The 25,909-nt window shown below is 72.2% G+C and carries 24 protein-coding genes; 19 read left to right on the top strand and 5 right to left on the bottom strand.

Features of this window, described 5'->3' with window-relative positions; genetic code table 11:
- Positions 1-105: 105 nt before the first annotated feature.
- The gene (locus tag NJC10_RS01855) at positions 106-873 is read right to left on the bottom strand and encodes a type II toxin-antitoxin system PemK/MazF family toxin (RefSeq protein WP_319074253.1); all 768 of its coding nucleotides are present in this window, start codon (positions 871-873) and stop codon (positions 106-108) included.
- A gap of 90 nt (positions 874-963) precedes the next feature.
- On the opposite strand from NJC10_RS01855, the gene lepA reads away from it, so the two are divergent.
- Together lepA and hemW are read left to right on the top strand one after the other, a co-directional pair.
- On the top strand, positions 964-2,814 hold the full coding sequence (lepA, locus tag NJC10_RS01860; protein WP_248115582.1) for a translation elongation factor 4: 1,851 nt from the start codon (positions 964-966) through the stop codon (positions 2,812-2,814).
- Positions 2,815-4,104 carry a radical SAM family heme chaperone HemW gene (hemW, locus tag NJC10_RS01865; protein WP_319074254.1) on the top strand — a complete coding sequence of 430 codons (1,290 nt, stop codon included), beginning with the start codon at positions 2,815-2,817 and terminating at the stop codon, positions 4,102-4,104.
- Positions 4,105-4,122: 18 nt separating this feature from the next.
- Here the strand turns inward: hemW and NJC10_RS01870 are convergent, their stop codons facing one another.
- Together NJC10_RS01870 and NJC10_RS01875 are read right to left on the bottom strand one after the other, a co-directional pair.
- Positions 4,123-4,533 carry a DUF4870 domain-containing protein gene (locus NJC10_RS01870; protein ID WP_319074255.1) on the bottom strand — a complete coding sequence of 137 codons (411 nt, stop codon included), beginning with the start codon at positions 4,531-4,533 and terminating at the stop codon, positions 4,123-4,125.
- Between the two features lie 105 nt (positions 4,534-4,638).
- Positions 4,639-5,499: a DUF3097 domain-containing protein gene (locus tag NJC10_RS01875; protein ID WP_319074257.1), complete on the bottom strand. Its 861-nt coding sequence runs from the start codon at positions 5,497-5,499 to the stop codon at positions 4,639-4,641.
- A 78-nt stretch (positions 5,500-5,577) separates the two neighbouring features.
- Between NJC10_RS01875 and hrcA the strand changes: the two genes are divergently transcribed.
- The 11 genes from hrcA (at position 5,578) to NJC10_RS01930 (ending at position 17,376) form a co-directional block, all read left to right on the top strand.
- On the top strand, positions 5,578-6,591 hold the full coding sequence (gene hrcA / locus NJC10_RS01880) for a heat-inducible transcriptional repressor HrcA (protein ID WP_319074259.1): 1,014 nt from the start codon (positions 5,578-5,580) through the stop codon (positions 6,589-6,591).
- A gap of 49 nt (positions 6,592-6,640) precedes the next feature.
- On the top strand, positions 6,641-7,768 hold the full coding sequence (gene dnaJ, locus NJC10_RS01885; protein WP_319074260.1) for a molecular chaperone DnaJ: 1,128 nt from the start codon (positions 6,641-6,643) through the stop codon (positions 7,766-7,768).
- On the top strand, positions 7,765-8,517 hold the full coding sequence (locus NJC10_RS01890) for a 16S rRNA (uracil(1498)-N(3))-methyltransferase (RefSeq protein WP_248115576.1): 753 nt from the start codon (positions 7,765-7,767) through the stop codon (positions 8,515-8,517). Before dnaJ ends, NJC10_RS01890 begins: the two co-directional genes overlap by 4 nt.
- Positions 8,518-8,597: 80 nt before the next feature.
- Positions 8,598-9,620: a PhoH family protein gene (locus NJC10_RS01895; RefSeq protein ID WP_248115575.1), complete on the top strand. Its 1,023-nt coding sequence runs from the start codon at positions 8,598-8,600 to the stop codon at positions 9,618-9,620.
- Positions 9,610-10,083, top strand: a complete 474-nt coding sequence (gene ybeY / locus NJC10_RS01900; RefSeq protein ID WP_298711020.1) for an rRNA maturation RNase YbeY — start codon at positions 9,610-9,612, stop codon at positions 10,081-10,083. The genes NJC10_RS01895 and ybeY overlap by 11 nt, the downstream gene beginning before the upstream one ends.
- Positions 10,084-10,094: 11 nt before the next feature.
- Positions 10,095-11,429 carry a hemolysin family protein gene (locus tag NJC10_RS01905; RefSeq protein WP_319074261.1) on the top strand — a complete coding sequence of 445 codons (1,335 nt, stop codon included), beginning with the start codon at positions 10,095-10,097 and terminating at the stop codon, positions 11,427-11,429.
- A 72-nt stretch (positions 11,430-11,501) separates the two neighbouring features.
- The gene (era, locus tag NJC10_RS01910; protein WP_319074262.1) at positions 11,502-12,464 is read left to right on the top strand and encodes a GTPase Era; all 963 of its coding nucleotides are present in this window, start codon (positions 11,502-11,504) and stop codon (positions 12,462-12,464) included.
- Positions 12,465-12,732: 268 nt separating this feature from the next.
- Positions 12,733-13,608 carry a hypothetical protein gene (locus NJC10_RS01915; protein ID WP_319074263.1) on the top strand — a complete coding sequence of 292 codons (876 nt, stop codon included), beginning with the start codon at positions 12,733-12,735 and terminating at the stop codon, positions 13,606-13,608.
- A gap of 369 nt (positions 13,609-13,977) precedes the next feature.
- Complete coding sequence (gene leuA / locus NJC10_RS01920) at positions 13,978-15,711, top strand: 2-isopropylmalate synthase (protein WP_319074264.1); 1,734 nt, start codon at positions 13,978-13,980, stop codon at positions 15,709-15,711.
- Between the two features lie 7 nt (positions 15,712-15,718).
- The gene (gene recO / locus NJC10_RS01925; protein WP_319074266.1) at positions 15,719-16,558 is read left to right on the top strand and encodes a DNA repair protein RecO; all 840 of its coding nucleotides are present in this window, start codon (positions 15,719-15,721) and stop codon (positions 16,556-16,558) included.
- Positions 16,555-17,376, top strand: coding sequence for an isoprenyl transferase (locus NJC10_RS01930; RefSeq protein ID WP_319074268.1), 822 nt, complete (start codon positions 16,555-16,557; stop codon positions 17,374-17,376). The genes recO and NJC10_RS01930 overlap by 4 nt, the downstream gene beginning before the upstream one ends.
- A 10-nt stretch (positions 17,377-17,386) precedes the next feature.
- On the opposite strand, the gene NJC10_RS01935 is transcribed toward NJC10_RS01930, so the two are convergent.
- Positions 17,387-18,451: an alpha/beta hydrolase gene (locus tag NJC10_RS01935; RefSeq protein WP_319074269.1), complete on the bottom strand. Its 1,065-nt coding sequence runs from the start codon at positions 18,449-18,451 to the stop codon at positions 17,387-17,389.
- 79 nt (positions 18,452-18,530) lie between these two features.
- On the opposite strand from NJC10_RS01935, the gene NJC10_RS01940 reads away from it, so the two are divergent.
- On the top strand, positions 18,531-19,658 hold the full coding sequence (locus NJC10_RS01940) for a quinone-dependent dihydroorotate dehydrogenase (protein ID WP_319074271.1): 1,128 nt from the start codon (positions 18,531-18,533) through the stop codon (positions 19,656-19,658).
- Between the two features lie 124 nt (positions 19,659-19,782).
- On the opposite strand, the gene NJC10_RS01945 is transcribed toward NJC10_RS01940, so the two are convergent.
- On the bottom strand, positions 19,783-20,385 hold the full coding sequence (locus NJC10_RS01945; protein ID WP_319074272.1) for a DUF3043 domain-containing protein: 603 nt from the start codon (positions 20,383-20,385) through the stop codon (positions 19,783-19,785).
- A 42-nt stretch (positions 20,386-20,427) separates the two neighbouring features.
- Between NJC10_RS01945 and NJC10_RS01950 the strand changes: the two genes are divergently transcribed.
- The 5 genes from NJC10_RS01950 to NJC10_RS01970 all read left to right on the top strand — a co-directional run bounded on the left by NJC10_RS01950 (position 20,428) and on the right by NJC10_RS01970 (position 25,659).
- Positions 20,428-21,852: a dipeptidase gene (locus NJC10_RS01950; RefSeq protein WP_319074273.1), complete on the top strand. Its 1,425-nt coding sequence runs from the start codon at positions 20,428-20,430 to the stop codon at positions 21,850-21,852.
- A gap of 101 nt (positions 21,853-21,953) precedes the next feature.
- Entirely contained in the window at positions 21,954-22,346 is a 393-nt protein-coding gene (erpA, locus tag NJC10_RS01955) for an iron-sulfur cluster insertion protein ErpA (protein WP_298710992.1), read from the top strand.
- 300 nt (positions 22,347-22,646) lie between these two features.
- Positions 22,647-23,549: a cytochrome c oxidase subunit II gene (gene coxB / locus NJC10_RS01960; protein WP_248115563.1), complete on the top strand. Its 903-nt coding sequence runs from the start codon at positions 22,647-22,649 to the stop codon at positions 23,547-23,549.
- A complete protein-coding gene (gene ctaD, locus NJC10_RS01965) occupies positions 23,549-25,261 on the top strand; it encodes a cytochrome c oxidase subunit I (protein ID WP_248115562.1) in 1,713 nt (570 codons plus the stop codon). The genes coxB and ctaD overlap by 1 nt, the downstream gene beginning before the upstream one ends.
- Positions 25,258-25,659, top strand: a complete 402-nt coding sequence (locus tag NJC10_RS01970) for a cytochrome c oxidase subunit 4 (protein ID WP_319074274.1) — start codon at positions 25,258-25,260, stop codon at positions 25,657-25,659. The genes ctaD and NJC10_RS01970 overlap by 4 nt, the downstream gene beginning before the upstream one ends.
- Positions 25,660-25,909: the final 250 nt, after the last annotated feature.

Here is a 25,909-nt window from a genome sequence, read left to right on the forward strand (position 1 = left end):
TGGCGATCCCGGTCCGGGGGTGCCCGTCGACCGGCGGACACAATGCCCACAATCGTATCATCTGCGTGTCCCGGACATGGCCGGGGAGTGCCTCGGCGTGGCGCGTCAGCACTCCCAGCCCTGGTGGCGGCGCAGCGCGTCGCCCACGGCCTCGAACCGCGCGGGGTCCAGGACCCCACCCTCCCGGCGCACGGCGTCCGGGTCCACGCGCAGCACGCGGTCCACCTTCGCCTCGGAGGCCCGGCCGCGCCGGTCCCACGGCCCGGCGCCGACGTCCACGTAGTCCTCGTCGCGCAGGTCCGCGTTGTTGCGGTCCCGGCTCGTGAGCATGAGGCCGAGCAGGCACGCGCCGTCGCGGCCGACGAGGAGGACGGGGCGGTCCTTGCCCCGGCCGTCCATCTCCTCGAACGGGACCCAGGTCCACACCACCTCGCCCGGGCCCGCCGCGGGGCCGGGCACGGGGGCGTACTCCACGCGCGCGCGGCCGGAGAAGTCGGGGAGCAGCTCGGCGGGGGACCGCCGGTCCGGCCGGCCCGCCGCGCGCCCCGACGCCGCCGGTCCCTCGGCACGGTCCGCGTCCCGGGCGCGGCGCAGCACCTCGTCCACACGGCGCCGGTCCGGCCGGCGCGCGCCGCCGGCCGGGGGAGTGGGCCAGTCGTCGGTGCGCCGGGTCGGGTCGAAGGCCGGGGCCCCCGGATCCCGGGGCGGGACGCCCAGGTCGAAGACGGGCCCGGCGCCGCCGCCCGTCCCCGAGCCGGAGGCGCGGCGGGACGAGCCGCGGCGTGGGCCGGCGTCGGAGGAGGAGCTGAGCGTCTCCAGGAGGCGGGCGGCCTGCCGGCCGAGGGAGAGGGCGCGCTGGAAGTCGAAGGCCATGGGCCCGAATCTATCCGGCCGGGCGGGCATGGAAGAATGGGCGGTCAGTGTTCCACCCCACCCGTCCCCGAGACTTCCAAGGATGTGCCCGTGTCGCCCCAGGCGTCCCACCCCCCGGCGCCCGCCGCCACCGACCCCTCGGTGATCCGCAACTTCTGCATCATCGCCCACATCGACCACGGGAAGTCGACGCTGGCGGACCGCATGCTGCAGTCCACGGGCGTGGTGCAGCCGCGTGACATGAAGGCCCAGTACCTGGACCGCATGGACATCGAGCGCGAGCGAGGCATCACCATCAAGTCCCAGGCGGTGCGCATGCCGTGGGCGCTGGACGGGACCGACTACGCCCTGAACATGATCGACACGCCCGGGCACGTGGACTTCACGTACGAGGTCTCCCGCTCGCTCGCCGCGTGCGAGGGCGCGATCCTGCTGGTGGACGCCGCGCAGGGCATCGAGGCGCAGACCCTGGCCAACCTGTACCTGGCCATGGAGAACGAGCTCGAGATCATCCCCGTGCTCAACAAGATCGACCTGCCCGCCGCGGATCCGGACCGCTACGCCGCCGAGATCGCCACCCTGATCGGGTGCGAGCCGGAGGACGTGCTGCGGGTGTCCGGCAAGACGGGCATGGGCGTCGAGGCGCTGCTGGACCGCGTCGTCGAGCGGATCCCCGCCCCCACGGGCGACGCCGACGCCCCGGCCCGCGCCATGATCTTCGACTCCGTGTACGACACCTACCGTGGCGTCGTGACCTACGTGCGCGTCATGGACGGCCGGCTCTCCCCGCGGGAGAAGATCCGGATGATGTCCACGGGCGCGGCCCACGAGCTCCTGGAGATCGGCGTGTCCTCGCCGGAGCCCCACCCCTCCCAGGGCCTGTCCGTGGGCGAGGTGGGCTACCTCATCACGGGCGTGAAGGACGTGCGCCAGTCGAAGGTGGGCGACACGGTGACGAATCACGCCAAGCCCGCCGCCGCGGAGATCGGCGGCTACGAGGACCCCAAGCCCATGGTGTTCTCCGGCCTCTACCCGATCGACGGCTCCGACTACCCGGTGCTGCGCGACGCCCTCGACAAGCTCAAGCTCAACGACGCCGCGCTCGTCTACGAGCCGGAGACGTCCGTGGCGCTGGGCTTCGGCTTCCGCGTGGGCTTCCTGGGCCTGCTGCACCTGGAGATCATCCGGGAGCGCCTCGAGCGCGAGTTCAACCTAGACCTGATCTCCACCGCGCCCAACGTGGTCTACGAGGTCACGAAGGAGGACAAGGAGGTCATCACCGTGACCAACCCCTCCGAGTACCCCGAGGGCAAGGTCCTGGCGGTGCGGGAGCCGATGGCCTCGGCGACGGTCATCGTGCCGAGCGAGTTCATCGGCGCCGTCATGGAGCTGTGCCAGGCCAAGCGCGGCAATCTCAAGGGCATGGACTACCTCTCCGAGGAGCGCGTGGAGATCCGCTACTGGATCCCGCTCGCGGAGATCGTGTTCGACTTCTTCGACCAGCTCAAGTCCCGCACCAAGGGCTACGCCTCCCTGGACTGGAAGGCCGACGGCGACCAGGTCGCCGACCTCGTCAAGGTGGACATCCTCCTGCAGGGCGAGCAGGTGGACGCGTTCTCCTCGATCACCCACCGGGACAACGCCTACGCGTACGGCGTGATGATGACGGGCAAGCTCAAGGAGCTCATCCCGCGTCAGCAGTTCGAGGTGCCGATCCAGGCGGCGATCGGCGCGCGCATCATCGCGCGCGAGAACATCCGGGCCATCCGCAAGGACGTGCTCTCCAAGTGCTACGGCGGCGACATCTCCCGCAAGCGCAAGCTGCTGGAGAAGCAGAAGGAGGGCAAGAAGCGCATGAAGATGGTGGGCCGAGTCGAGGTCCCGCAGGAGGCCTTCATCGCCGCACTGTCCTCGGACGGTGCCGAGCAGGCCAAGAAGTAAGTGCCCGCCCTTCCCCTGGGCATGCCGGTGCCCGACGACGGCGCCCTGCCCGCCGACGTCGGCGCGCGGGTCCGCGCGGCCGCGGCCGCCGGTGCGCCGCGGACGTTCAGCCTGTACGTGCACGTGCCGTTCTGCACCGTTCGTTGCGGCTACTGCGACTTCAACACGTACACGGCCGTGGACCTCGGCCCGGGCGCGGCCCGCGGCGACTACGCCGAGACGGCCATCGCGGAGCTCGCCTTCGCCGAGCGCGCCCTCGAGGCCTCCGGCGTGCCCGCCCGCCCGCTGCACACCGTGTTCTTCGGCGGCGGCACGCCCACGCTGCTGCCGGCCTCCCACCTCGTGCGGATCCTCGCCGCGGCGCGGGAGCGGTTCGGGATCGTGCCGGGCGCGGAGGTCACCACCGAGGCGAATCCGGACACGATCACCCCGGAGTACGCCGCCACGCTCGCCGCGGGCGGATTCACCCGGCTCTCGGTCGGCATGCAGTCGGCCGTGCCACACGTGCTGGCCACACTGGACCGCACGCACCGTCCCGCGTCGGTGCCCGCCGCCGTCGCCGCGGCCCGCGCGGCCGGCCTCGAGGTCTCCCTGGACCTCATCTACGGCACGCCGGGGGAGTCGCTCGAGGACTGGCGCGCCACGCTCGAGACGGCCGTCGCCCTCGCGCCGGACCATGTGAGCGCGTACTCCCTGATCGTGGAGGAGGGCACGAAGTTCGGGGCCCGGGTGGCCCGCGGCGAGGTGGACGACGTCGACCCGGACGACCAGGCCGACAAGTACGTCCTGGCCGACCGGATGCTCGCCACGGCCGGCTACCGCTGGTACGAGGTCTCCAACTGGGCGCGGGACCCGGAGGGGACGGGCGTCCACCGGGCGCGGCACAACGTGGCCTACTGGGAGGACCAGGACTGGTGGGGCGTGGGGCCCGGCGCGCACTCGCACCTGGCGGGCGTGCGCTTCTGGAACGCGAAGCACCCCGCCGCGTACGCGCAGCGCCTGGCCACGGGCGTGACCCCGGCTGTGGGCCGGGAGATCCCCGATGCGCCGGCGCGCCGGCTCGAGCGGGTGATGCTCGCCGCCCGCACGTCCACGGGACTGGGCCTCGCCGAGGTGGAGGAGGGGTTCGCCGCGGCCGGCGACGACGGCGCCCGGCTGCGGGACCTCGTGGCCGCCCTCATCGCGGACGGGCTCGTGGACGGCCGTGCCGCCCAGTCCGGGCGGATCGTGCCGACCCTCGAGGGGCGGCTGCGCAACGACCGGATCGTCCGGGACCTGGCCGGCTTCTGACGCCGAGCGCGGTGCGGCTCAGCGCAGGACGCGCAGGTTGAACGGGTAGCGGAAGGGGCGGCTCTTCGACACGTTCGCGGCCCCCATGACGCCGTAGCAGGACATGGCCACCCAGGTGAGGGCGCCGAGGATCGCGAGAATCGGCCCGATGACCGGGAGGGCGCCCAGGAGCAGGAAGAGCACCACCAGCAGCGTGGGCGGCACGGAGAAGTTCAGCGCTTCCTTGGCCTCCTGAGCGGTGAACGGTCCGCGGTCACGGTAGCGCAGCCACACGAGCAGCGGTCCGAGACATCCCAGCGCCACGCTCAGGTGCCCGAAGGCGGCGCGGTCTCGGTCCTGCTTCGCGCTGAGGGGTCCGCCCTCGGTGCCGGCGGAAGCCACCCAGGCCGCGGCACGGGGCTGGCCGGTCTGCGGCGGGGTGGTGTTCACGGCGGATCCTCCTGAGGGGCGGCAAGGTCCCGGCCGCACGGGGCGGGCGCGGGGCCCGATCAGTGTAGCGCGGCGACGGGAGGCGGAGCCGGCGCCCCGGCGTGCTCAGCCACGGTCCTCCGCGGTGAGGAAGTCGATGAGCTCCTCGACCCGGCCCAGCAGGGACGGCTCGAGGTCCGCGTACGTGGTGACGTGGGAGAGCAGCCGCTTCCAGCCCAGTCCGGTGGCCTCCTTCGTGCCGTGGGGCCAGCCCAGGCCCTTCAGCACGCCGGTCTTCCAGTCCTGGCCGCGCGGGACCACGGGCCAGGCCTCGATGCCGAGCACGGCGGGCTTGACGACCTGCCAGACGTCCACGTAGGGGTGGCCCAGGATGAGCACGTTGCCGGCCGCTCCGGGCACCCGCATCGCCTCCGCGGCGATCCGCTCCTCCTTCGAGCCCGTCACGAGGTGGTCCACGAGGATGCCCAGGCGGCGCCGGGGGCCGGGGGAGAACTCACGGATCGCCCCGGCCAGGTCGTCCACGCCGTGCAGCGGCTCCACGACGATCCCCTCGAGGCGCAGGTCCTCGCCCCAGACCTTCTCGACGAGCTCGGCGTCGTGCACGCCCTCCACCCAGATCCGCGACGCGCGGGCGGTGCGCGCCCGGACCCCCTCCACGCGGCGGGATCCCGACGCCGTCCGGGCGGGCGCGCGCGAGGCCGTCGTCGTCGCGGGGGTGAGGGTGACGGGCTCGCCGTCGATCCAGAATCCGCCGCCCAGGGGGAAGGAGCGGCGGACGCCGCGGCGGTCCTCCAGGACCACCACGTGCACGCCGCCGGAGCGCTCCGTGCGCACGACGGCGCCGGTGAACCCCGAGCCGACGTCCTCCACCACGACGCCGGGGGAGGCCGGCACCTCGGGGGTGCGCCGCGCCGGCGGTCGGGTCAGGGAATCGTGGCCCGCGGGGCCCCACGTGCTCCAGTCCATGTCGGGCACGGTACCAAGGGCGGTAGGATTGGCACTTGGATGTGGCGAGTGCCAGACATCGGAGGGAAGGAGACCGTCATGACGGAGCAGCCGCGCCGACTGCAGGTGCTCCAGGCCATCGTGGAGGACTACGTGGCCCTCAGCGAGCCCGTGGGCTCCAAGGCCATCGTCGAGCGTCACGCGCTGGGCGTCTCCTCGGCCACGGTGCGCAACGACATGGCCGCCCTCGAGGAGGAGGGCCTGATCGTGGCCCCCCACACCTCCGCGGGGCGGGTGCCCACGGACAAGGGCTACCGCGTGTTCGTGGACCGCATCTCCGAGGTCAAGCCCCTCTCTCCGGCCGAGCGCCGAGCCGTGCAGGCACTGCTGGACTCGGAGCAGGACACGGAGCACATGATGGAGGCCACCGTGCGCCTCCTCGCCCAGCTGACCCACCAGGTGGCCGTCGCCCAGTTCCCGCACGAGGACGGCTCGACCGTGCGCCACCTCGAGCTCGTCTCCCTGACGCCCACGCGCGTGCTCGCCGTGCTCATCCTCTCCACCGGCCGGGTGGACCAGCGGGTGGTCCCACTCGAGCGTCTCGTGGCGGAGGAGGACCTCGCCGCGCTGCGCCTGCTCCTGCTCCAGGCGATGATCGGCCGAGGGGCCGGGCAGGCCGCCGCCCTGCTGGACGCAGCCGTCACGGGTGTGCCGCCGGAGCAGCGTCCCACGGCGGACGCGCTCGTCAGCGCGGTGCGCAGCCTCCTGGAGGCGGGCCGACAGGACCGGATCGTCATGGCGGGCACCGCCAACCTGGCCCGCTCCACGGGGGACTTCGGCGCCTCGATCGGACCGATCCTGGAGGCCCTCGAGGAGCAGGTGGTGCTGCTGCGCCTGCTCACGGAGATGGAGCAGGACGCGCACGGGGTGTCCGTGCGGATCGGCTCCGAGAACGCCGGCTCGCTCGCGGACACCTCCGTGGTGGCCGCCGCCTATGGGCCGGGCGCCGTCGCCAAGGTGGGCGTGGTGGGCCCCACGCGCATGGACTACCCCGGCACCATGGCCTCCGTCCGCGCGATCGCCCGCTACCTCTCCCGCATCCTCACCCCCTGACCTCGACGCCCGCGTCGACCCCGACCCCCGCGAAGGAAGTGCCCCCACCGTGTCCGACCACTACGAGACCCTCGGCGTCAGCCGCGACGCCAGCACCGAGGAGATCCGCCGCGCGTACCGCAAGCTGGCGCGCACCCACCACCCGGACGTGAACCCCAGCCCGGAGGCCGCGGAGCAGTTCAAGCGCATCTCCCACGCCTACGAGGTCCTCTCGGACGAGGACAAGCGCCGCAGCTACGACACCACCGGCAACGAGAACGGCTCCGCCGGGTTCGGCGGCGGCTTCGGCGGCTTCGGCGGTGGCGGCTTCGCCGACATCTTCGAGACCTTCATGTCCGCGGCGGGCGGCGCCGGCCGGGGCCCCGCGAGCCGGACGCGCCGGGGCCAGGACGCGCTCGTCACCGCGCAGATCGACCTCAAGGACGCCGTGTTCGGCAGCGAGCAGACCCTCCACCTGGACACGGCCGTGCGCTGCGAGCGATGCGAGGGCTCGTGCTGCGAGCCCGGCACCGACCCCGAGACCTGCGAGACCTGCCACGGCCGCGGCATGGTGCAGCGGCCGATGCGCTCGATGCTCGGCACCGTGATGGCCACCGAGGCGTGCCCGGCGTGCCGCGGCTTCGGCACCGTGATCCCCACCCCCTGCACCGAGTGCTCGGGCCAGGGACGAGTGCGCACGGAGCGCCCCCTCACCCTGCGCATCCCCGCCGGCGTGGACGACGGCACCCGCATCCACCTCGCCGGCCGCGGAGAGGCCGGCCCCGCCGGCGGCCCGAACGGCGATCTCTACGTGGAGATCGCCGTGCGCCCGGACCCCGTCTTCCGCCGCGAGGGCGACCACCTGGCCACCACCGTGACGGTCCCGATGGCCGCCGCCGCCCTCGGGACGAGCATCACCCTCGACACCCTGGACGGCAAGCAGAGCGTGACCCTGGAGCCGGGCACCCAGTCCGGGCACGTGGAGACGCTGCACGGCCTCGGCGTGGGCCGGCTGCGCGGCTCCGGTCGCGGCGACCTCAAGGTGGACGTGGTCGTCACCACCCCCACGGACATCACCGGCGAGGAGCGCGAGCTCCTCACGCGCCTGGCCGAGGTCCGCGGCGAGGACGTGGTCCACGGCGCCCCGCAGCAGCGGGGCGTGTTCGCCCGCCTGCGGGAGAACCTGAAGAACCTGTGACCGCGCCGCTGTTCCACCTGGCGGCGGGGGCGCTCGAGGGAGCGGCCGCCGGGGCCACCGTGACCCTCACGGGCTCCGAGGCCCGGCACGCCGCCGCCGCGATGCGCCTTGCCCCGGGGGAGTCCGTGCTCGTGGCGGACGGCTCCGGCCGCCGCGGCCACGGGACGGTGCTGGCCGCCTCCCCCGACGCCGTCGACGTGCGGCTCGACGAGGTGGACGAGGAGCCCGATCCCGCGCCGCGCCTCGTGCTCGTCCAGGCCCTGGCCAAGGGTGACCGCGACCTCATGGCGGTCCAGGCGGCCGTGGAGCTCGGGGTCCACGCCGTGGTCCCGTGGGAGGCGGAGCGCTCGATCGTGCGGTGGAAGGGTCCCAAGGCCGCCAAGGCCCGGCAGAAGTGGGCCGACACCGCCCACGCCGCGGCCAAGCAGGCCCGCCGGGCGCGGGTGCCCGAGGTGCGCGAGCCCGTCTCCGGCACGGGCGCGGCGTCCCTGGCGCGGGAGGGACGCGTGCTCCTCGTGCTCCACGAGGACGCCGCGGACGGGCTGGGTGCCCTTCCGGAGGCCGCGTGGGCCGGGGCCGAGGAGATCGCCGTGCTGGTCGGCCCGGAGGGCGGGATCTCGCCCGCCGAGCTGGACGCGTGCCGGGACGCCGGGGCGCACCCGGTGCGGCTCGGACCCCACGTGCTGCGCGCCTCGACGGCCGGCCCCGCCGCACTGGCCGTGCTCGAGCACCGGCTCGGCCGCTGGTGAGGGGCCCGTCCCGCGCCCGGCCGTCCGCCTAGACTAGACCCGAGCATCCCGCCCCCGACCGAACAGGTGATCCGCCCCTCGTGACCGTTCCCGCCGTCCTCCCCCCGGACTCCGCAGAGGAGTCCGTCCAGTTCGAGACCGCCGACCTCATGGTCCGCGCCTTCGGTCCCCAGGACGCTCTGCTGCGCATCCTCGGCGGCGTGTTCCCGGCGGTGGGCCTGTCCGTGCGGGACCAGCGGCTCGACCTCTCCGGTCCCGCGCCGGACGTCGCCGCGGTGCGCCGCGTCGTGGAGGACCTGCGCTCCATCGCACGCCGTGACGCCGCCGTCACCCCCGAGGTGATGGAGCAGGTGGTGAACCTCGTCCGCGGAGGCCGCGTGGGCGCCGGCGCCCTGCACCTGGACTCGATCCTCTCCGGCCGCGGCCGCAAGATCCGCGCCAAGACGCTCCACCAGCAGGACTACGTCGAGGCGATCGACCGCTCCACCGTGGTGTTCGGGCTCGGCCCGGCCGGCACCGGCAAGACCTACCTGGCCATGGCCAAGGCCGTGCAGGCCCTCCAGGCCAAGGAGGTCACGCGGATCATCCTGACCCGCCCGGCCGTCGAGGCCGGGGAGCGGCTCGGCTTCCTGCCGGGCGGACTCAACGAGAAGATCGACCCCTACCTGCGCCCGCTCTACGACGCGCTGCACGACATGATCGAGCCGGAGTCGATTCCGCGGCTCATGGAGTCCGGCGTGATCGAGGTGGCCCCGCTGGCGTACATGCGCGGCCGCACCCTGAACGACGCGTTCGTGATCCTCGACGAGGCGCAGAACACCACGGGCGAGCAGATGAAGATGTTCCTCACCCGCCTGGGCTTCGGCGCCCGGATGGTGATCACGGGGGACACCTCCCAGGTGGACCTGCCCCGGGGTGTCACCTCCGGCCTGGCCGAGGCCGTGGACGTGCTCGAGGGGGTGGACGGGATCGAGATGGTCCGGTTCGACTCCTCCGACGTCGTGCGCCACGCCCTCGTCAGCGCGATCGTGGACGCCTACGACCACCAGGCAGCCGCCGACGCGCGGACCACGACGAAAGGACGCCGCGGCCGTGGCCATTGAGATCGTCAACGAGTCCGGGATCGACGTCCCGGAGCGGGACCTGCTGGGCATGGCCCGCCACGTCTATGCCCGGCTGCACGTCCACGAGCTGGCCGAGACCGCCGTGACCGTGGTGGACGCGGACCGGATGGCCCAGCTCCACGAGGAGTGGATGGACCTGCCCGGGCCCACGGACGTCATGAGCCTGCCGATGGACGAGATCACCCCCGGCGCCCCCGAGGCGCCGAGCGAAGGCGTGCTCGGCGACGTCGTGCTGTGCCCCGAGGTGGCGGCCGAGCAGGCCGCGCGCGGCGGGCACACCCGCGACGACGAGCTGATGCTGCTGCTGACGCACGGCATGCTCCACCTGCTGGGCTACGACCACATGGACGAGGAGGACCGCGTCGAGATGTTCGAGCTCCAGGACCGGCTCGTGAGCGAGTTCCTCGGCCGCCCCGCCCCGGCCCCCACCATCGAGGACTGATCCCGCCCGCCATGTTCACCCCCGTCGCGCTCGCCGCGCTCTTCGTCGTCTTCATCGCCTTCACGTGGGTGCTGGCCCTCGCCGACTCCGCCCTCACGTACATCTCGCGCCGCGAGGCCGAGGAGGTCCTCCGCGAGCATCCCCGGTCCCGCATCCTCGAGGTGACGGCGGAACGGGACGCGCACCTCGGCGCCCTGCGCGTGTGGCGGTTCATCACCGAGGCGCTCGGCGCCGTGTGCCTGACGGCCGCTGCCGTGTGGGTGCTGGAGGGCGTGTGGGCCGCCGTCGGGGTGGCCGCCCTCGTGCTCGTGGCGACGGCCGCCCTGCTGGGCGTGTGGAGCCCGCGGCCGATCGGCTCCCGCAACGAGACCGCCGTCGCCCGCCGTACCGCAGGCCTCGTGTGGGGTCTGCGGCGCGCCCTCGGTCCGATCGGCACGCGGCTCGGCCAGGACCGCCGCCGGGGGGACGACGAGGTGAACGAGGAGGACGACTTCGAGGAGCGTCACCTCCGGGAAGTCGTGGCGCGCGCTCACGACGCGGACGTGCTGGCCGACTCCGAGGCCGAGCTCATCCAGTCCGTGTTCTCCATGAACGACACCATCGTCCGCTCCGTCATGGTGCCGCGCACCGACGTCGTCACGATCGACGACGACCACACCCTCGCCCAGTCCATGGACCTCTTCCTGCGCTCGGGCTGCTCCCGCGTGCCGGTGATCGGCGAGGACGCCGACGACGTGCGGGGCATGCTCTACCTCAAGGACGTCACCCGGGCCCTCCACCACGAGGGCGCGGCCTCGGGCGATCCCGTGACCGGATGGATGCGGGACGTGCGCTTCGTCCCGGACTCCAAGTCGGTGGCCGGCCTGCTGCAGGAGCTGCAGCGCGAGTCGACACATGTGGCCATCGTGGTGGACGAGTACGGCGGCACCGCCGGGCTCGTGACCCTGGAGGACCTCATCGAGGAGATCGTCGGCGAGATCTACGACGAGGACGACCTCCCGGACCGCCCCGAGGTCGAGGTGATCGAGCCCGGCGTGTACTCGGTGGACGCCCGCATGGGCATCGGGGACTTCCGCGAGGAGTTCGACCTCCCCGAGCCGGAGGATCACGAGGACGACGACGTCGACACCGTGGGCGGCCTCCTGGCCAAGGAGCTCGGCCGCGTGCCGATCCGCGGCTCCCAGGTCACCGTCCAGGGTCTCGTCATCGTCGCCGCCGCGCTCGAGCCGCGCCGCAACCGCGTGGACCGGCTGCGCGTGATCGAGACCGAGGACCGCCCCCCGCGTGTACGTCGCCGTGACGAGGAGCCGCACGGCTCCACCGCGGTGGACCCTGCCGCCCACTGAACCCCTCGGCCTCGCGTGACGGGGCCGAGCGCCATGGCCGGGCGACCGCGCGGCCCAACCCGAAGGATCCCCATGACCTCCCTGCTGCCCCCGCTCGTCCCGGAGGGCCACCGCTCCGGCTTCGCCTGCCTCGTGGGGCGGCCGAACGCCGGCAAGTCCACGCTCACCAACGCGCTCGTGGGGGAGAAGGTGGCCATCACCTCCTCCAAGCCGCAGACGACGCGGCACACCATCCGCGGGATCGTGCACCGGCCGGACTTCCAGCTCGTGTTGGTGGACACCCCCGGCCTGCACCGCCCTCGGACCCTGCTGGGCGAGCGGCTCAACGCCCTGGTGCAGGAGACGCTCTCCGAGGTGGACGTGGTGGGCTTCTGCCTGCCCGCCGACGAGAAGATCGGCCCGGGGGACCGCTTCATCGCCCAGCAGCTGGCCGCCCTGCGCCGGACGCCCGTGGTGGCGATCGTGACCAAGACGGACAAGACCGACCCGGCGCAGGTGGCCGAGCAGCTGCTGGCCGTCACCGCGCTGGGCGACGAGGTGCTCGGCCCGGAGAACGGCGGGAAGGGCTTCGCCGCGGTGGTGCCGGTCTCCGCGGTGGCGGGCCGCCAGGTGGAGGACGTGGAGACCGTCCTGGCGGAGCTGCTGCCCGAGGGGCCGCCGCTGTACCCCGACGGCGAGCTCACGGACGAGCCGGAGGCCGTCATGGTCGCCGAGCTCATCCGCGAGGCGGCCCTGGAGGGCGTGCGCGACGAGCTGCCGCACTCCGTGGCCGTGGTGGTCGAGGAGATGGCCCTGCGTGAGGACCGCCCCGAGGACCGGCCCCTCATGGACGTGTGGGCGAACCTCTTCGTCGAGCGGGACAGCCAGAAGGGCATCATCATCGGCAAGGGCGGCTCCCGCCTGCGCGAGATCGGCGCGCAGGCGCGGGCGGGCATCGAGCGGATGCTCGGCACCAAGGTGCACCTGGACCTGCGGGTCAAGGTCGCCAAGGAGTGGCAGCGCGATCCGAAGCAGCTCGGCCGACTCGGCTTCTGAGCCCGAGGCCCAGTGGGAGGCACGCCATTCCGGAAGGGTCACGGTCCCTGGAATCTCCTGCTAACCTCAGGTGTGCAAGAGTCCCCTCTCAGGTGTGGAACATGCGCGTCTCAGCACGGATATGGCTTGCGAGATGCGCCCGCCTGGAACACCAAGAACTGTCTCCGCCACCACATGAGGTGAACCGATGGACAACAAATCAACCTCGTCCCACCGCTCTGATCACTCCGTGTCACGCCGGCGCGTCTCTCAAGGGTTGGCCTGGTCCGTGCCTGCCATCGCAGGTGTCGCCGCCGCCCCGGCCTATGCGATCAGCTCTCCCTCGAACTGCACGCCGAAGATCGAGGCATACGCGGAGCTCACCTATGGCTGGGGCGCCGCCACCTCTGGCACCACCACGCAGATGTTCGACTTCAACGGCACGTGGATGAACGTCATGAACATCCCGGCGGACGCCGTGATCGTCAGCATGACCCAGTCGTTCATCTTCATGGCGCGCGACGACTCGGTGAACGGGGGTCGCGGGCCGGGCTTCTACGACCTCGGCAACTCCCACGTCAAGGACACCAAGAACGTGTGCGGATCCAGCTACGGGGCCATCACCGGGTGCCGCTGGACGGCCAAGACCACCCGGACCGACAAGGACATCAGCTTCTACCAGCGCACCGGGTCGCCCGTCGCGAAGGTGTGGGACCCGGCCAACGGCGCCACGGGGGCCATGACCCGCAACTGGTTCGACTACGACTTCAGCCGGTACGCCACCGCCTTCAAGAACAACTACCCCAACTACACGGGCACTTTCGGGGTCAGCAAGGCGTGGGAGTTCACCTACACGGCCGCCACGCAGAACGGCGTTGTGCCGACCTCCCTGCTGCCCGCCCCGACCTACAACGCGGACGGCACGTGCAAGAGCTACCTCTTCGCGACGGGCGTGACGGACGGTCAGCATCCGCACACCTACGTGGCCCAGACGGCCGGCGGCGGTGCCACCCCGTCGCTGACCTACTACGCGACGGTCAACGGCCTGACGGACACACGCACCCAGCTCGCGGCCGCCGCCGTCTCCGTCCGTACGGTCACCTATCGACTGCCCAGCGGCGCGACGCAGACCATCACGCGCCAGGCACCGTTCTACGTCAACTGAGCCCCTGTGGCATCTTCTTCGCCCGCCCCGGCTTCCTGCCTGGGCGGGCGGTGTCGTATCCGCGCCGGAGCGGGCCGCCGTCGTCGTGCGTCACACGGGGACGGCCTCCTGTGGCCCGGCCCACCTCGGTGCTAGGGTCGGGGCATGTCCCTCCGCCTCGAGACGACGGCGTCGGCCACGGCCCGCCTGCTACTTCCCGGCCGCACGGGGTCCCCGTGCCAGGCCGCGATCGACGCCGCCTGAGCGCACGCGGAGGCAGGATGCCTCCCACCGGACCGGACACCCCGTGCGGAGCCCTTGACCTCCCGGTCCGGCCACCGACCAGCCACAGATCGCGCGCCGCGGCGCGCACGTCGAGGGAGAACACGCATGAGCGCCCACCTGCAGAAGACGTCGGGGATGAAGTTCCACAAGTACGTCCCGTTCCAGGATCAGATCGAGGTCGTGCTGCCGGACCGCGCCTGGCCGGACAAGGTCATCGAGACGGCGCCGCTGTGGTGCGCCGTGGACCTGCGCGACGGCAACCAGGCCCTGATCGACCCCATGGGCCCCGAGCGCAAGCTGCGTATGTTCCAGCTGCTCGTCGGCATGGGCTTCAAGGAGATCGAGGTCGGCTTCCCGTCCGCCTCGCAGACCGACTTCGACTTCGTCCGCCAGCTCATCGAGGGCGACCACATCCCGGACGACGTCACCATCCAGGTCCTCACGCAGGCCCGCGAGCACCTGATCGAGCGCACCTTCGAGTCGCTCGAGGGTGCCGACCGGGCCATCGTGCACCTCTACAACTCCACCTCCGTGCTGCAGCGGCGCGTCGTCTTCCGCCAGGACGAGGACGGCATCGTGGACATCGCCACCTCCGGCGCGCGCCTGGTGAAGAAGTTCGAGGAGCAGCTCTCCGGCACCGAGATCACCTACGAGTACTCGCCGGAGTCCTACACGGGCACCGAGCTGGAGTTCGCCCGGCGCATCTCGGACGAGGTCGCCACCGTCCTCGAGGTGTCCACGGATCGGAAGATGATCCTCAACCTGCCCGCCACCGTGGAGATGGCCACCCCCAACGTGTACGCGGACTCCATCGAGTGGATGCACCGGAACCTCGAGCACCGGGACGCCGTCATCCTCTCCCTGCACCCCCACAACGACCGCGGCACCGGCGTCGCCGCCGCCGAGCTGGGCTACCTGGCCGGCGCGGACCGGATCGAGGGCTGCCTCTTCGGCAACGGCGAGCGCACGGGCAACGTGGACCTCGTGACCCTGGGCATGAACCTCTTCTCCCAGGGGATCGACCCGATGATCGACTTCTCGGACATGGACCACATCCGCCGCACCGTGGAGTACTGCAACCAGCTCCCGGTCCCCGAGCGTGCCCCCTGGGGCGGCGACCTCGTGTTCACCGCCTTCTCCGGCTCCCACCAGGACGCCATCAAGAAGGGCTTCGAGGACATGGAGCGCCGCGCCGCTGAGGCCGGGACCCACGTGGACGAGCTCGAGTGGGGCGTCCCGTACCTGCCGATCGACCCGCGGGACATCGGCCGCTCCTACGAGGCCGTGATCCGCGTGAACTCGCAGTCCGGCAAGGGCGGCGTGGCCTACCTGCTCAAGTCGGAGCACAAGCTGGACCTGCCGCGCCGGGCGCAGATCGAGTTCTCCCACGTCATCCAGGAGCTCGCCGACGCCCAGGGCGGCGAGGTCTCGGGCGCCGACCTCTGGAAGGTCTTCCAGGACGAGTACCTGCCCGCCGAGGACGCCGCGGCCCGCTGGGGCCGCTACCGGATCGGCTCCGTGGAGTCCGCCTCGGACGAGGACGGCGGCTTCCGCATGACCGTCGAGCTCGCCGTCGACGGCCGGGTGGAGACCCGCACTGCCACGGGCAACGGCCCGATCGACGCCTTCCTCGCCATCCTCGCCCAGGACGGCACGGACGTCCGGGTGCTCGACTACACCGAGCACGCCCTCTCCGAAGGCGGTTCCGCCATGGCCGCCGCGTACGTCGAGGCGACGGTCGGCGACCGCGTCCTGTGGGGCGTCGGCCTGGACCACAACACGACGACGGCCTCCCTCAAGGCCCTCGTCTCGGCGGTCAACCGCGCCATGCGGGCATGATGATCGGGTGACCGGCTCCACCCGGCGCTCCTCGGGGGCGCGGCACGGCGGCTTCGCGGCGAACTCGTATCGCACCGAGGCCATCGTGCTGCGCACCCGGGACCTGGGGGAGGCCGACCGGATCGTCGAGGCGCTCACCCCCGAGCACGGGATCGTGCGCGCCGTCGCCAAGGGCGTGCGGAAGGCGTCGTCGCGCTTCGGCTCCGTAGTGGAGCCCTTCATGCACTCCACCCTCCAGGTGGCGCGCGGCCGGGGCGAGCTGCAGACGATCACACAGGCGCAGTTGCTCCACCCCTACGGCAGCGCGCTCGCCGCGGACTACGACGCCTTCACCGCCGCCGCCGCGCTCGCTGAGACGGTCCAGCGGATCGCCGCGGTCGACGACGTCGGGCGGGCGGCCCAGTACCGCCTCTTCCACGGGGCCGTGGCGGCGCTGGCACGCCGGGCCCACGCCCCGCGGATGATCCTCCACTCGTTCGTGCTGCGGTCCCTCGCCCAGGCCGGCTGGGCGCCGTCGTTCTCGGCGTGCGCGCGCTGCGGCCGGCCCGGCCCCCACGCCGCGGTGAACGTCGGCCTCGGCGGGGCGGTGTGCCTGCACTGCCGGCCTCCCGGCTCCTCCCACCCGGCTCCGGAGACGCTGGCCCTGCTCGGCGCGCTCGCGCAGGGGGACTGGGACGTCGTGGACGCCGCGGGGGAGGCCGCGCAGCGGGAGGCGGCCGGTATCGTGTCCGCTTACCTGCAGTACCACGCCGAGCGGCGGCTCGTCTCCCTGTCCGTCCTGGACCAGGGCATCACGGGCCCGACGCCGCCCCGTCCCGCCCGGCCTCCCGCCGAGAGGAGCGCATGACCGTCCCGCCCAGCCCCTGCCTCACGCCCCCGCCGCATCCGTCGGGCGCCACGGCCCCGCGGATCGACCCGCGCTTCATCCCGCGCCACGTGGCGATCGTGATGGACGGCAACGGTCGCTGGGCCAACCAGCGCGGCCTGCCGCGCACCGATGGCCACCGCGCCGGCGAGGCGGCGTTGCTCGACGTCGTCGCCGGGGCTGTGGACCTCGGGATCGGCCACGTCTCCGCCTATGCGTTCTCCACCGAGAACTGGAAGCGCTCCCCGGACGAGGTGCGCTTCCTCATGGGGTTCTCGCGGGACGTGCTGCGTCGGCAGCGGGACACGCTGCACTCATGGAACGTGCGGATCCGGTGGAACGGACGTGCGCCACGGCTGTGGACCTCCGTGATCAAGGAGCTGCGCGAGGCCGAGGAGCTCACGCGGCACAACACGGGCACCACGCTGCACATGTGCGTCAACTACGGCTCACGCGCGGAGATCACCGACGCCGTCCAGGCCCTGGCCGAGGAGGTCGCCGCTGGCCGGATGCGCCCCGGCGACATCCGCGAGGACACCATCACGCGCTGGCTCGACCGGGCCTACCGCGCGGGGGAGCGGGGGATCGACGTCACCCCGGACGTGGACCTCTTCCTGCGCACCTCCGGGGAGCAGCGGCTCTCCAACTACCTCCTGTGGCAGTCGGCCTACGCCGAGCTGCTCTTCCTGGACGTGCTCTGGCCCGACGTCGACCGGCGCACCCTGTGGGACGCCGTCGAGGCCTACGCCCGACGCGACCGGCGGTACGGCGGCGCGGTGGACGCGCCCGGCGCGGGCTGAGCCCGGGGCCTCACGCGCGCGGCGGCGCGTAGGCCGACAGCCAGCGCAGGGTCTCCGCCGCGGCGGCCCGCCGGACGGGAGCGGGGGAGGCGAAGACGTCGTGCAGCGCGTCCGGGTGGCGCTGCACCATGACCCGGTCGCCCAGCCGCAGGGCCCGGCGCGCCATGCTCACCGGATTGAGCACGATGTCCGCCGAGCGCATGGCCTCCCCGTAGCGCGTGCCGCGATGTCCCCGCCCGGCCACGTGCACGAGGACCGGCTCCCGGACGTCGAGCCCCGCGGCCACCGTCCGGTGGCCGGCGAGGACGGCGCCCAGCCAGGCGGCCGGCACGTCGAAGGCCCACCGGGGCCGCCAGAGCGGATGCAGGTCCCACTCGCCGTCCGCCGCGTCCGAGAGAGTGCGCCAGTAGTGGTCTATTCGGGGGAGCTTGAGCATGGCGTACGGCTGCAGGGCCGAGACGGGGTCCACCACCGCCCTGGCCATGAGGCGCACGCCCGTGCTGCCCTGCATCTCGAGCCACGGGCTGTTGAGCACGAGGGCGGCGGCCCGGCCGGGGTGCCGGTCCGCCCAGAGCGCGGCGATCAGCCCGCCCGTGGAGTGGGCCAGGAGCACGGGCGGCAGCGGGTGGTCCTCGGCGAGCACCGCGAGAGCGGCGTCGAGGTCGGCGTCATAGCGGGCGAGGTCATCCGTCCAGCCGGGGGTCTGCCCCGGTCGCAGGGATCGGCCGTAGTGGCGCAGGTCCACCGCGTGGAAGGCGTACCCGGCCTCCTCGAACGCGTGGGCCAGCGGGGCGTTGTAGAAGTAGTCGCTCCAGCCGTGCACGGCGAGGACGGCGCGGCGCCCGTCCCCCCGAGAGCCCCCCGGGCGGACCACTGTGACAAGGTTCTGGCCTTGTTCGTCCACCTCCAGCCCCAGGGTCCGGCGTTCGAAGCCCTCCATCAGGTCCGGCACCCATCCGCCGCCCGGGGCATCCTCGAGCAAGGCCGCGTCCGGGCGGGTCGCGTCCGGGCCGGCGGCGGGGAGGGCGACGTCGTCCGACGTGGGAGGGGCGGAGTCGGGGTCGCCGGGGGACATGGCTCCACTCTAGGCAGGGGGGGCCGGCGGGGATGTCGGTGCCGCTCCGGGGGGAGCCGCCCGTGCGATCATGGGCGGCATGCAGCTGCCCGACCCGAAGACCGGAATCGACGCCCTCCTGACCTCCCGCGCGCCGCGCCTCTACCCGCCGTTCTTCCGCGCCGTGTTCGCCGGCATGGACGCGGAGGACGCCCACCACCGCGGATTCCAAGCGATCCGCGCCGCCGAGCGGACCGGCGCCTCGGCCGCCCTCCGCTCCGCGTTCCGGCCGGATCCGCTGCTCGCCCGCACCGTCATGGGGCTGCGGTTCCCCACGCCCTTCGGCCTCGCCGCCGGGTTCGACAAGGAGGGGCGCGGCACGGCGGCCCTCGCGGACCTCGGCTTCGGCCACGTCGAGGTCGGCACCATCACGGCGCAGCCGCAGCCGGGCAATCCCCGTCCCCGCCTCTTCCGCCTTCCCGAGGACCGGGCGCTCGTGAACCGCATGGGGTTCAACAACGACGGCGCGGCCGCCGTCGCGCCCCGCCTCGCGCGCACGCGGGCCACGCTGGAGCGCCGCTTCGGCGAGGTGCGCCCTGTCCTTGGCGTGAACATCGGCAAGTCCAAGGTGGTGCCGCTCGAGGACGCCGCTGAGGACTACCGTGCCTCCACGCGGCTGCTCGCCCCCCATGCGGACTACCTCGCGGTGAACGTCTCCTCGCCCAACACACCCGGCCTGCGGCAGCTCCAGGAGATCTCGGCGCTCGAGCCGCTGCTGGCCGCCGTGCGGGACGAGGCGGACCGCGCCGTCGCCGGGCGCCGCGTGCCGCTCGCCGTGAAGATTGCCCCGGACCTCGCCGACGAGGACGTGCGCGAGGTGGCCGCCATGGCCGCCCGGCTGGGCCTCGACGGCGTGATCGCCACCAACACCACGATCACGCGCGACGGACTCACCGCGGACGCGGCGCACGTGGAGTCGCTCGGGGCGGGCGGCCTCTCCGGGGCCCCGCTCACGGCGCGCTCCGTCGAGGTGTTGCGGGTCCTGCGCGCGGCCCTGCCCGCGGAGACGGCGGTCATCAGCGTGGGCGGTGTGACCGACGCCGACGACGTCCTCGAACGCCTGGACGCCGGGGCGCAGCTCGTGCAGGGCTACACCGCGTTCCTCTACGAGGGGCCGTTCTGGGCCGGTCGGATCACCGCCGGTCTCGGCCGGTCGCTGCGCGCCTGATCCCTCCGGCTCGAGGCCGGCACCGCTGCAGCCCGGGGGTGCCCCGGCCTGTGCGAGACCCGGACGACGACGGCGCCGCGCCCCTCGCGGGGCGCGGCGCCGTCGTCGTGGCTGACGGAGTGGCTCAGGCGGGGTGCTGACCGCGGGTGACCTGTGGCTTGGGCAGGCGCAGGCGGCGGAACTGCAGCCCCCGCATGACGCCGTACATGCGGGTGCCGGGCTCGGGCGTGCCGAAGCGCGCCGTGAGGCCCCGCTTCACCTGGCGGGAGAGGATCACGCTGTCCACGATCACGAGGGCCACCACCGCGTAGAGGCTCAGCATGAGGATGATCTGGAACTGCTGCCCCGGCACGAGCATGAGCAGCAGGTAGAGGAAGACGATGGGCATGAGCCACTCGCCCACCCCGGTGCGGGCGTCCACGAGGTCGCGGACCCAGCGCTTCTGAGGGCCCCGGTCCCGTGCCGGAAGTCCGCGCTCATCCCCGGTCTCGAGGGCGACGCGCTGGCGCATGCGCTCCTGGCGTGCCGCGTCGCGCTGCGCCTTCTTCGCGGCCTGGCGGTCCGCTGGGACGAGGGGGCGGCGGCGGGCGGCCTCCTGGTCGCGGCGCCGCGGCGTGGGCGTGGACTTGCCCTGTGCGCGGTCGGCGCCGGTGTGGGCGGTCGAGCCGTGGGGGGCCGGGGCGGCCGGGGGCTCGGCGGTCGGGGAGGACTTCCTGCGAGTGAACACCGAGCCAGTCTAGTGCGGCGGGGCCGTCGCTAGGCTGGGTGCATGACCGAACAGATCCCCGCCGCCTCCGCCGGCTCCGCGCCGCAGTCCCTCGACGCCGAGCTCGTGGCCGCCGTCCGCGCCGCCGTGGACCGCCGCTTCCCGCAGACCCTCCAGACGCTGAAGGACCTCGTGGCCGTCCCGGGCATCGCCTGGGACTCCGCTCCCCGCGAGGACCTCGAGCGCTCCGCCCAGGAGGTCGCCGACCTCCTCCGCGGGGCCGGGCTGCAGGGCGTCGAGGTCGTGACCGAGACGCGCGAGGACGGCCGGCCCGGCGGCCCCGCCGTGCTGGGCGAGCGCCCCGCCGCCGCTGACAAGCCCACCGTGTTGTTGTACGCCCACCACGACGTCCAGCCCCTCGGTGACGAGTCGCTCTGGGACACCCCGCCGCTCACGGCGACGGAGAAGGACGGGCGCCTCTACGGCCGCGGCGCGGCCGACGACAAGGCGGGGATCATGGTCCACATCGCCGCCCTCGCCGCGCTGGATGAGGCCCTTCCCGACGCCGGCGTCGGCGTGCGCGTGTTCATCGAGGGGGAGGAGGAGGCCGGCTCTCCCACCTTCCGCCCCTTCCTGGAGAAGCACCGCGACCGCCTCGCCGCCGACGCGATCGTGGTGGCGGACTCCTCCAACTGGGCCGTGGGGGAGCCGGCGGTGACCACCTCGCTGCGGGGGCTCGTCGACGGCACCGTGACCGTGCGCGTGCTCGACCACGCCGTGCACTCCGGCATGTTCGGCGGCCCCGTCCTGGACGCCGTCGTCCTGCTCTCCCGCCTCGTCGCCACCCTGCACGACGAGCACGGCGCTGTGGCGGTGCCCGGCCTCGAGCCGCGCCACACGGCCTCCCTCGAGTACCCGGAGGACGTGTTCCGCGCCGACTCCGGGCTCCTGGACTCCGTGACCCTCGCCGGGACGGGCGCCCTCGCCGACCGACTGTGGAACGCCCCGGCCCTGAGCGTCATCGGGATCGACGTCCCGAGTGTGGCCCAGTCCTCGAACACGATGCAGCCGCAGGCGCGCGCCAAGTTCTCCCTGCGCCTCGGCCCCGGGATGGACCCTGCGGCGTCCTTCGCGGCGCTCAAGGAGCACCTCGAGGCGCAGTCCGCCGCGGTGCTCGGCGCGGAGATCACCGTGGAGGCGGGCGAGTTCGGCCAGCCCTTCTCCACCGACACCTCCGCGCCCCACGCGGCCGCCATGCTGGAGGCGCTCGGCGCGGCGTGGGGCGTGGAGCCCAAGGAGACCGGCCTCGGCGGGTCCATCCCGTTCACCGCCGACCTCAAGGAGGTCTTCCCGGAGGCGACGATCCTCATCACCGGCGTGGAGGACCCGGACTCCCGTGCACACTCCGCCAACGAGTCCCTGCACCTCGGGGACTTCCGCAACGCGATCGTGGCCGAGGCCCTCTGGCTCGCCGGCCTCTCCCGCTGAGAACCTGCAGCGGGAATGCCCCGCCGTCCGGCGTTGTTGAGCCGGACGACCCCACCGGCGTCGGCATCCCCGACGCCCCCACCCCCAACCAGGAGGTCAGGATGGCACTGTCCGCAGAGGAGACCGGCGTCGAGATCGGCGCCACCGAGAACGCCGCGGGCCTTCCCCCGCACGAGGTCGAGCTCACCGAGGTCGCCGCGAACAAGGTCCGCGCGCTGCTCGATCAGGAGGGGCGCACCGACCTGCGCCTGCGCGTGGCCGTCCAGCCCGGCGGCTGCTCCGGCCTCATCTACCAGCTCTACTTCGACGAGCGCGTGCTCGAGGGCGACACCGTCCGCGACTACGACGGCGTCGAGGTCATCGTGGACAAGATGAGCGTGCCCTACCTCATGGGCGCCTCGATCGACTTCGAGGACACCATCTCGAAGCAGGGCTTCACCATCGACAACCCCAACGCCGGCGGCTCCTGCGCCTGCGGCGACTCCTTCCACTGATCCGAGGGCGACTCCGGGGACGCGCACGCGGCCCCCGCTGACCCGTGGACGACGTCGGGCCGGCTCCCCACCCGGGGAGCTGGCCCGACGTCGTCGTGATGAGGCGGCCAAGGGGCGATGCGCGGGGGAGACCGGCGGAATCCGCCCGTGTCACGGTGCGGCGATTGGGGCCCGGTCGGCTTAGACTGGCTCCTGAATCATCAGGGCATACCCGGCCCACCTGAAGGGAACCTGCGAAATCTCGCGGGAGTCCGTGGGACGGGGCGCTCATCGCACACGAGATGAAGAGGAAGGCCGTCTGTGAGAGCACACAATGACGCCGGACGTCGGACTCGCCGCCGCCTGAAGAGCGGGGCCGTCGGTGCCGCCGCACTGGTGGTGCTGACCGGCTGCTCCGCCGAGGTCCAGCAGGGCTGGATGCCCGGCACCCGGGAGACCACCAACCACAACGCCGAGCTGATCGATCTCTGGGTGAACTCCTGGATCGCCGCCCTGGTCATCGGCCTGCTCGCGTGGGGCGCGATGATCTGGTGCATGATCGCCTACCGGCGGCGCAAGAACGATCAGGGGTTCCCGAAGCAGACGGCCTACAACGTGCCGATCGAGACCATGTTCACCCTGATCCCGGTCCTGCTGGTCTTCACGCTGTGGGGCTTCAGCGACCGCGTCCAGGCCTCCGTGGACGAGCCCATCGACGACTCGCCGCTGACCGTCACCGTGTACGGCAAGCAGTGGTCTTGGGACTTCAACTACGAGTACGAGGGCCAGCAGGCCCACTACTCCGGCGTGCAGGCCCAGCTCAACGGCGAGGAGGGCGTCCGGGACACGCTGCCGACCCTCTACCTGCCCAAGGACGTGCCGGTGCACTTCGAGCTGAAGTCCCGCGACGTGGCGCACTCCTTCTGGATCCCGCAGTTCCTCCAGAAGCGCGACATGATCCCCGGCAAGACCAACCACCTGTACCTCACCCCGCAGGAGCTGGGCCGCTTCGACGGCAAGTGTGCCGAGCTCTGTGGCGAGTTCCACTCCGAGATGATGTTCAACGTGGAGGTCGTCGACGAGGCGGAGTTCACGCAGAAGCTCGACGAGATGGAGCCGGGCCTGGTGGGCGACGAGTACAACCGCAACCCGAACAACAACCCTGACGGCGCCCGGGAGATGGAGGTCGACCTCCAGACCCCCCGCGGTGGAGGTAACCACTGATGACCACTTACGAGTACGCAACGGATGAGGTGCGCACGCAGGCGCAGCCTCGTGTGGTGCCCCGTTCCCTGGGCAAGATCATCGTCAGCTGGCTGACGACCACGGACCACAAGACGCTCGGGTACATGTACCTGATCACGTCCTTCGTCTTCTTCTGCGTGGGCGGCGTCATGGCGCTCATGATCCGCGCCGAGCTCTTCGAGCCGGGCATGCAGATCCTGCAGACGAAGGAGCAGTACAACCAGCTGTTCACGATGCACGGCACCCTGATGCTGCTCATGTTCGCCACGCCGCTCTTCGTGGGCTTCGCGAACGTGCTGGTGCCGCTGCAGATCGGCGCCCCTGACGTCGCCTTCCCGCGACTGAACGCGCTGGCCTTCTGGTTCTTCCTGTTCGGCTCGCTCATCGCCACCGCCGGCTTCCTCACCCCCCAGGGCGCGGCCTCGTTCGGCTGGTTCGCGTACGCCCCGCTGTCGGACACCACGTTCTCGCCCGGCGTGGGCGGCGACCTCTGGGTCTTCGGCCTGGCGCTCCAGGGCTTCGGCACGATCATGGGCGGCGTCAACTTCATCACCACGATCCTGACGATGCGTGCCCCGGGCATGACGATGTGGCGCATGCCGATCTTCACCTGGAACACCCTCATCACGGGCATCCTGATCCTGATGGCGTTCCCGCCGCTGGCCTCGGCGCTCTTCGCGCTGGGCATGGACCGCCGCTTCGGCGGCCACATCTTCAACCCGGAGAACGGCGGTGCCATCCTGTGGCAGCACCTGTTCTGGTTCTTCGGCCACCCCGAGGTGTACATCATCGCGCTGCCGTTCTTCGGCATCGTCTCCGAGATCGTCCCGGTGTTCTCCCGCAAGCCGATCTTCGGCTACAAGTCGCTCGTCTTCGCGACGACGGCCATCGCGGCGCTCTCCGTGACCGTGTGGGCCCACCACATGTACGTGACCGGCTCCGTGCTGCTCCCGTTCTTCTCGGTGATGACCATGCTCATCGCGGTCCCCACCGGCGTGAAGTTCGTGAACTGGATCGGCACCATGTGGCGCGGTTCCATCACCTTCGAGAACCCCATGCTGTGGACCCTCGGCTTCATGGTGACCTTCCTCTTCGGCGGTCTGACGGGCGTCATCCTGGCGTCCCCGCCGATGGACTTCCAGGTCTCCGACACCTACTTCGTGGTGGCGCACTTCCACTACGTGATCTTCGGAACCGTGGTCTTCGCGATGTTCGCCGGCTTCTTCTTCTGGTGGCCCAAGTTCACCGGCAAGATGCTGAACGAGCGACTCGGCAAGATCCAGTTCTGGATGCTGTTCGTGGGCTTCCACGGCACCTTCCTCATCCAGCACTGGCTGGGCGTCACCGGCATGCCCCGCCGCTACGCGGACTACATGGTGGAGGACGGCTTCCAGGCGATGAACGCCTTCTCGACCGTCTTCTCCTTCGTCCTCGGCGCGTCGCTGATCCCGTTCTTCTGGAACGTGTACATCACCTCGCGCTTCGGCAAGAAGATCACCGTGGACGATCCGTGGGGCTTCGGCGCCTCGCTCGAGTGGGCTACCTCGTGCCCCCCGCCGCGCCACAACTTCCACTCGCTGCCGCGCATCCGCTCGGAGCGTCCGGCGCTGGACCTGCACCACCCGGAGCTGTCGGCACACTCGCCGCAGCACGACACGGACACGGCATTCGGAGAGAGGGCACACCAGTGAAGGTCAGCGCGAACATCTTCTGGATCATCGGCGCATTCCTGATCGCCGTCGCCACCCTCTACGCCTTCTGGACCGAGTGGACCGAGTGGGCCGGCATCCCCGCCATCTACGCCCTCGGCGCGATGAGCTGGATGATCGCCTGGTACCTCCGGTCCACCGACCGGAAGTACGGCCTGGGTCCCGCGGATGACGAGGACGGCGAGATCGCCGACTTCGCCGGCACCTACGGCACCTTCGCCCCCTGGAGCTGGTGGCCGCTGGGCCTCGGCATCGCCTGCGCGATCGTCGTGACCGGCCTCGCGGTCGGCTGGTGGGTGTTCTTCATCGGCGCCGGCCTGTCGATCTTCTTCCTCTACGGCTGGGTCTACGAGTTCTCCAAGGGCAAGTACGCCCACTGAGCTCGCCGACGTCGGCACTGGCCGCGGGCCGGATCTCCTCAGGGAGGTCCGGCCCGCGGCTTTTTCGCGTTCCGGTCGCACCAGGGAGCATTCCCCTGCAGTTCGTCCTCCTGATGCACTCCCACCCCCAGCCGTGAGGCCACGCGGCCAGCTGTCCTGACCGGACAGGTTGTTCGAGGACTCAGGCGAAGCGTCGGCGCGCAGCGCGGCGGGCGAGGTCGTCAGGTCCGCACACTCACCCGACGCCCCT

The sequence above is a fragment of the Micrococcus sp. M4NT genome, from assembly GCF_033790745.1.
GTDB lineage: Bacteria > Actinomycetota > Actinomycetes > Actinomycetales > Micrococcaceae > Micrococcus.

Excerpts from the sequence above, each read along its gene's own strand:
- NJC10_RS01855 (WP_319074253.1), bottom strand. The coding sequence starts at position 873 with ATGGCCTTCGACTTCCAGCGCGCCCTCTCCCTCGGCCGGCAGGCCGCC.
- NJC10_RS01875 (WP_319074257.1), bottom strand. The coding sequence starts at position 5,499 with ATGGACTGGAGCACGTGGGGCCCCGCGGGCCACGATTCCCTGACCCGA.
- hrcA (WP_319074259.1), top strand. The coding sequence starts at position 5,578 with ATGACGGAGCAGCCGCGCCGACTGCAGGTGCTCCAGGCCATCGTGGAG.
- NJC10_RS01905 (WP_319074261.1), top strand. The coding sequence starts at position 10,095 with ATGTTCACCCCCGTCGCGCTCGCCGCGCTCTTCGTCGTCTTCATCGCC.
- era (WP_319074262.1), top strand. The coding sequence starts at position 11,502 with ATGACCTCCCTGCTGCCCCCGCTCGTCCCGGAGGGCCACCGCTCCGGC.
- leuA (WP_319074264.1), top strand. The coding sequence starts at position 13,978 with ATGAGCGCCCACCTGCAGAAGACGTCGGGGATGAAGTTCCACAAGTAC.
- NJC10_RS01930 (WP_319074268.1), top strand. The coding sequence starts at position 16,555 with ATGACCGTCCCGCCCAGCCCCTGCCTCACGCCCCCGCCGCATCCGTCG.
- NJC10_RS01935 (WP_319074269.1), bottom strand. The coding sequence starts at position 18,451 with ATGTCCCCCGGCGACCCCGACTCCGCCCCTCCCACGTCGGACGACGTC.
- NJC10_RS01940 (WP_319074271.1), top strand. The coding sequence starts at position 18,531 with ATGCAGCTGCCCGACCCGAAGACCGGAATCGACGCCCTCCTGACCTCC.
- NJC10_RS01950 (WP_319074273.1), top strand. The coding sequence starts at position 20,428 with ATGACCGAACAGATCCCCGCCGCCTCCGCCGGCTCCGCGCCGCAGTCC.
- erpA (WP_298710992.1), top strand. The coding sequence starts at position 21,954 with ATGGCACTGTCCGCAGAGGAGACCGGCGTCGAGATCGGCGCCACCGAG.
- ctaD (WP_248115562.1), top strand. The coding sequence starts at position 23,549 with ATGACCACTTACGAGTACGCAACGGATGAGGTGCGCACGCAGGCGCAG.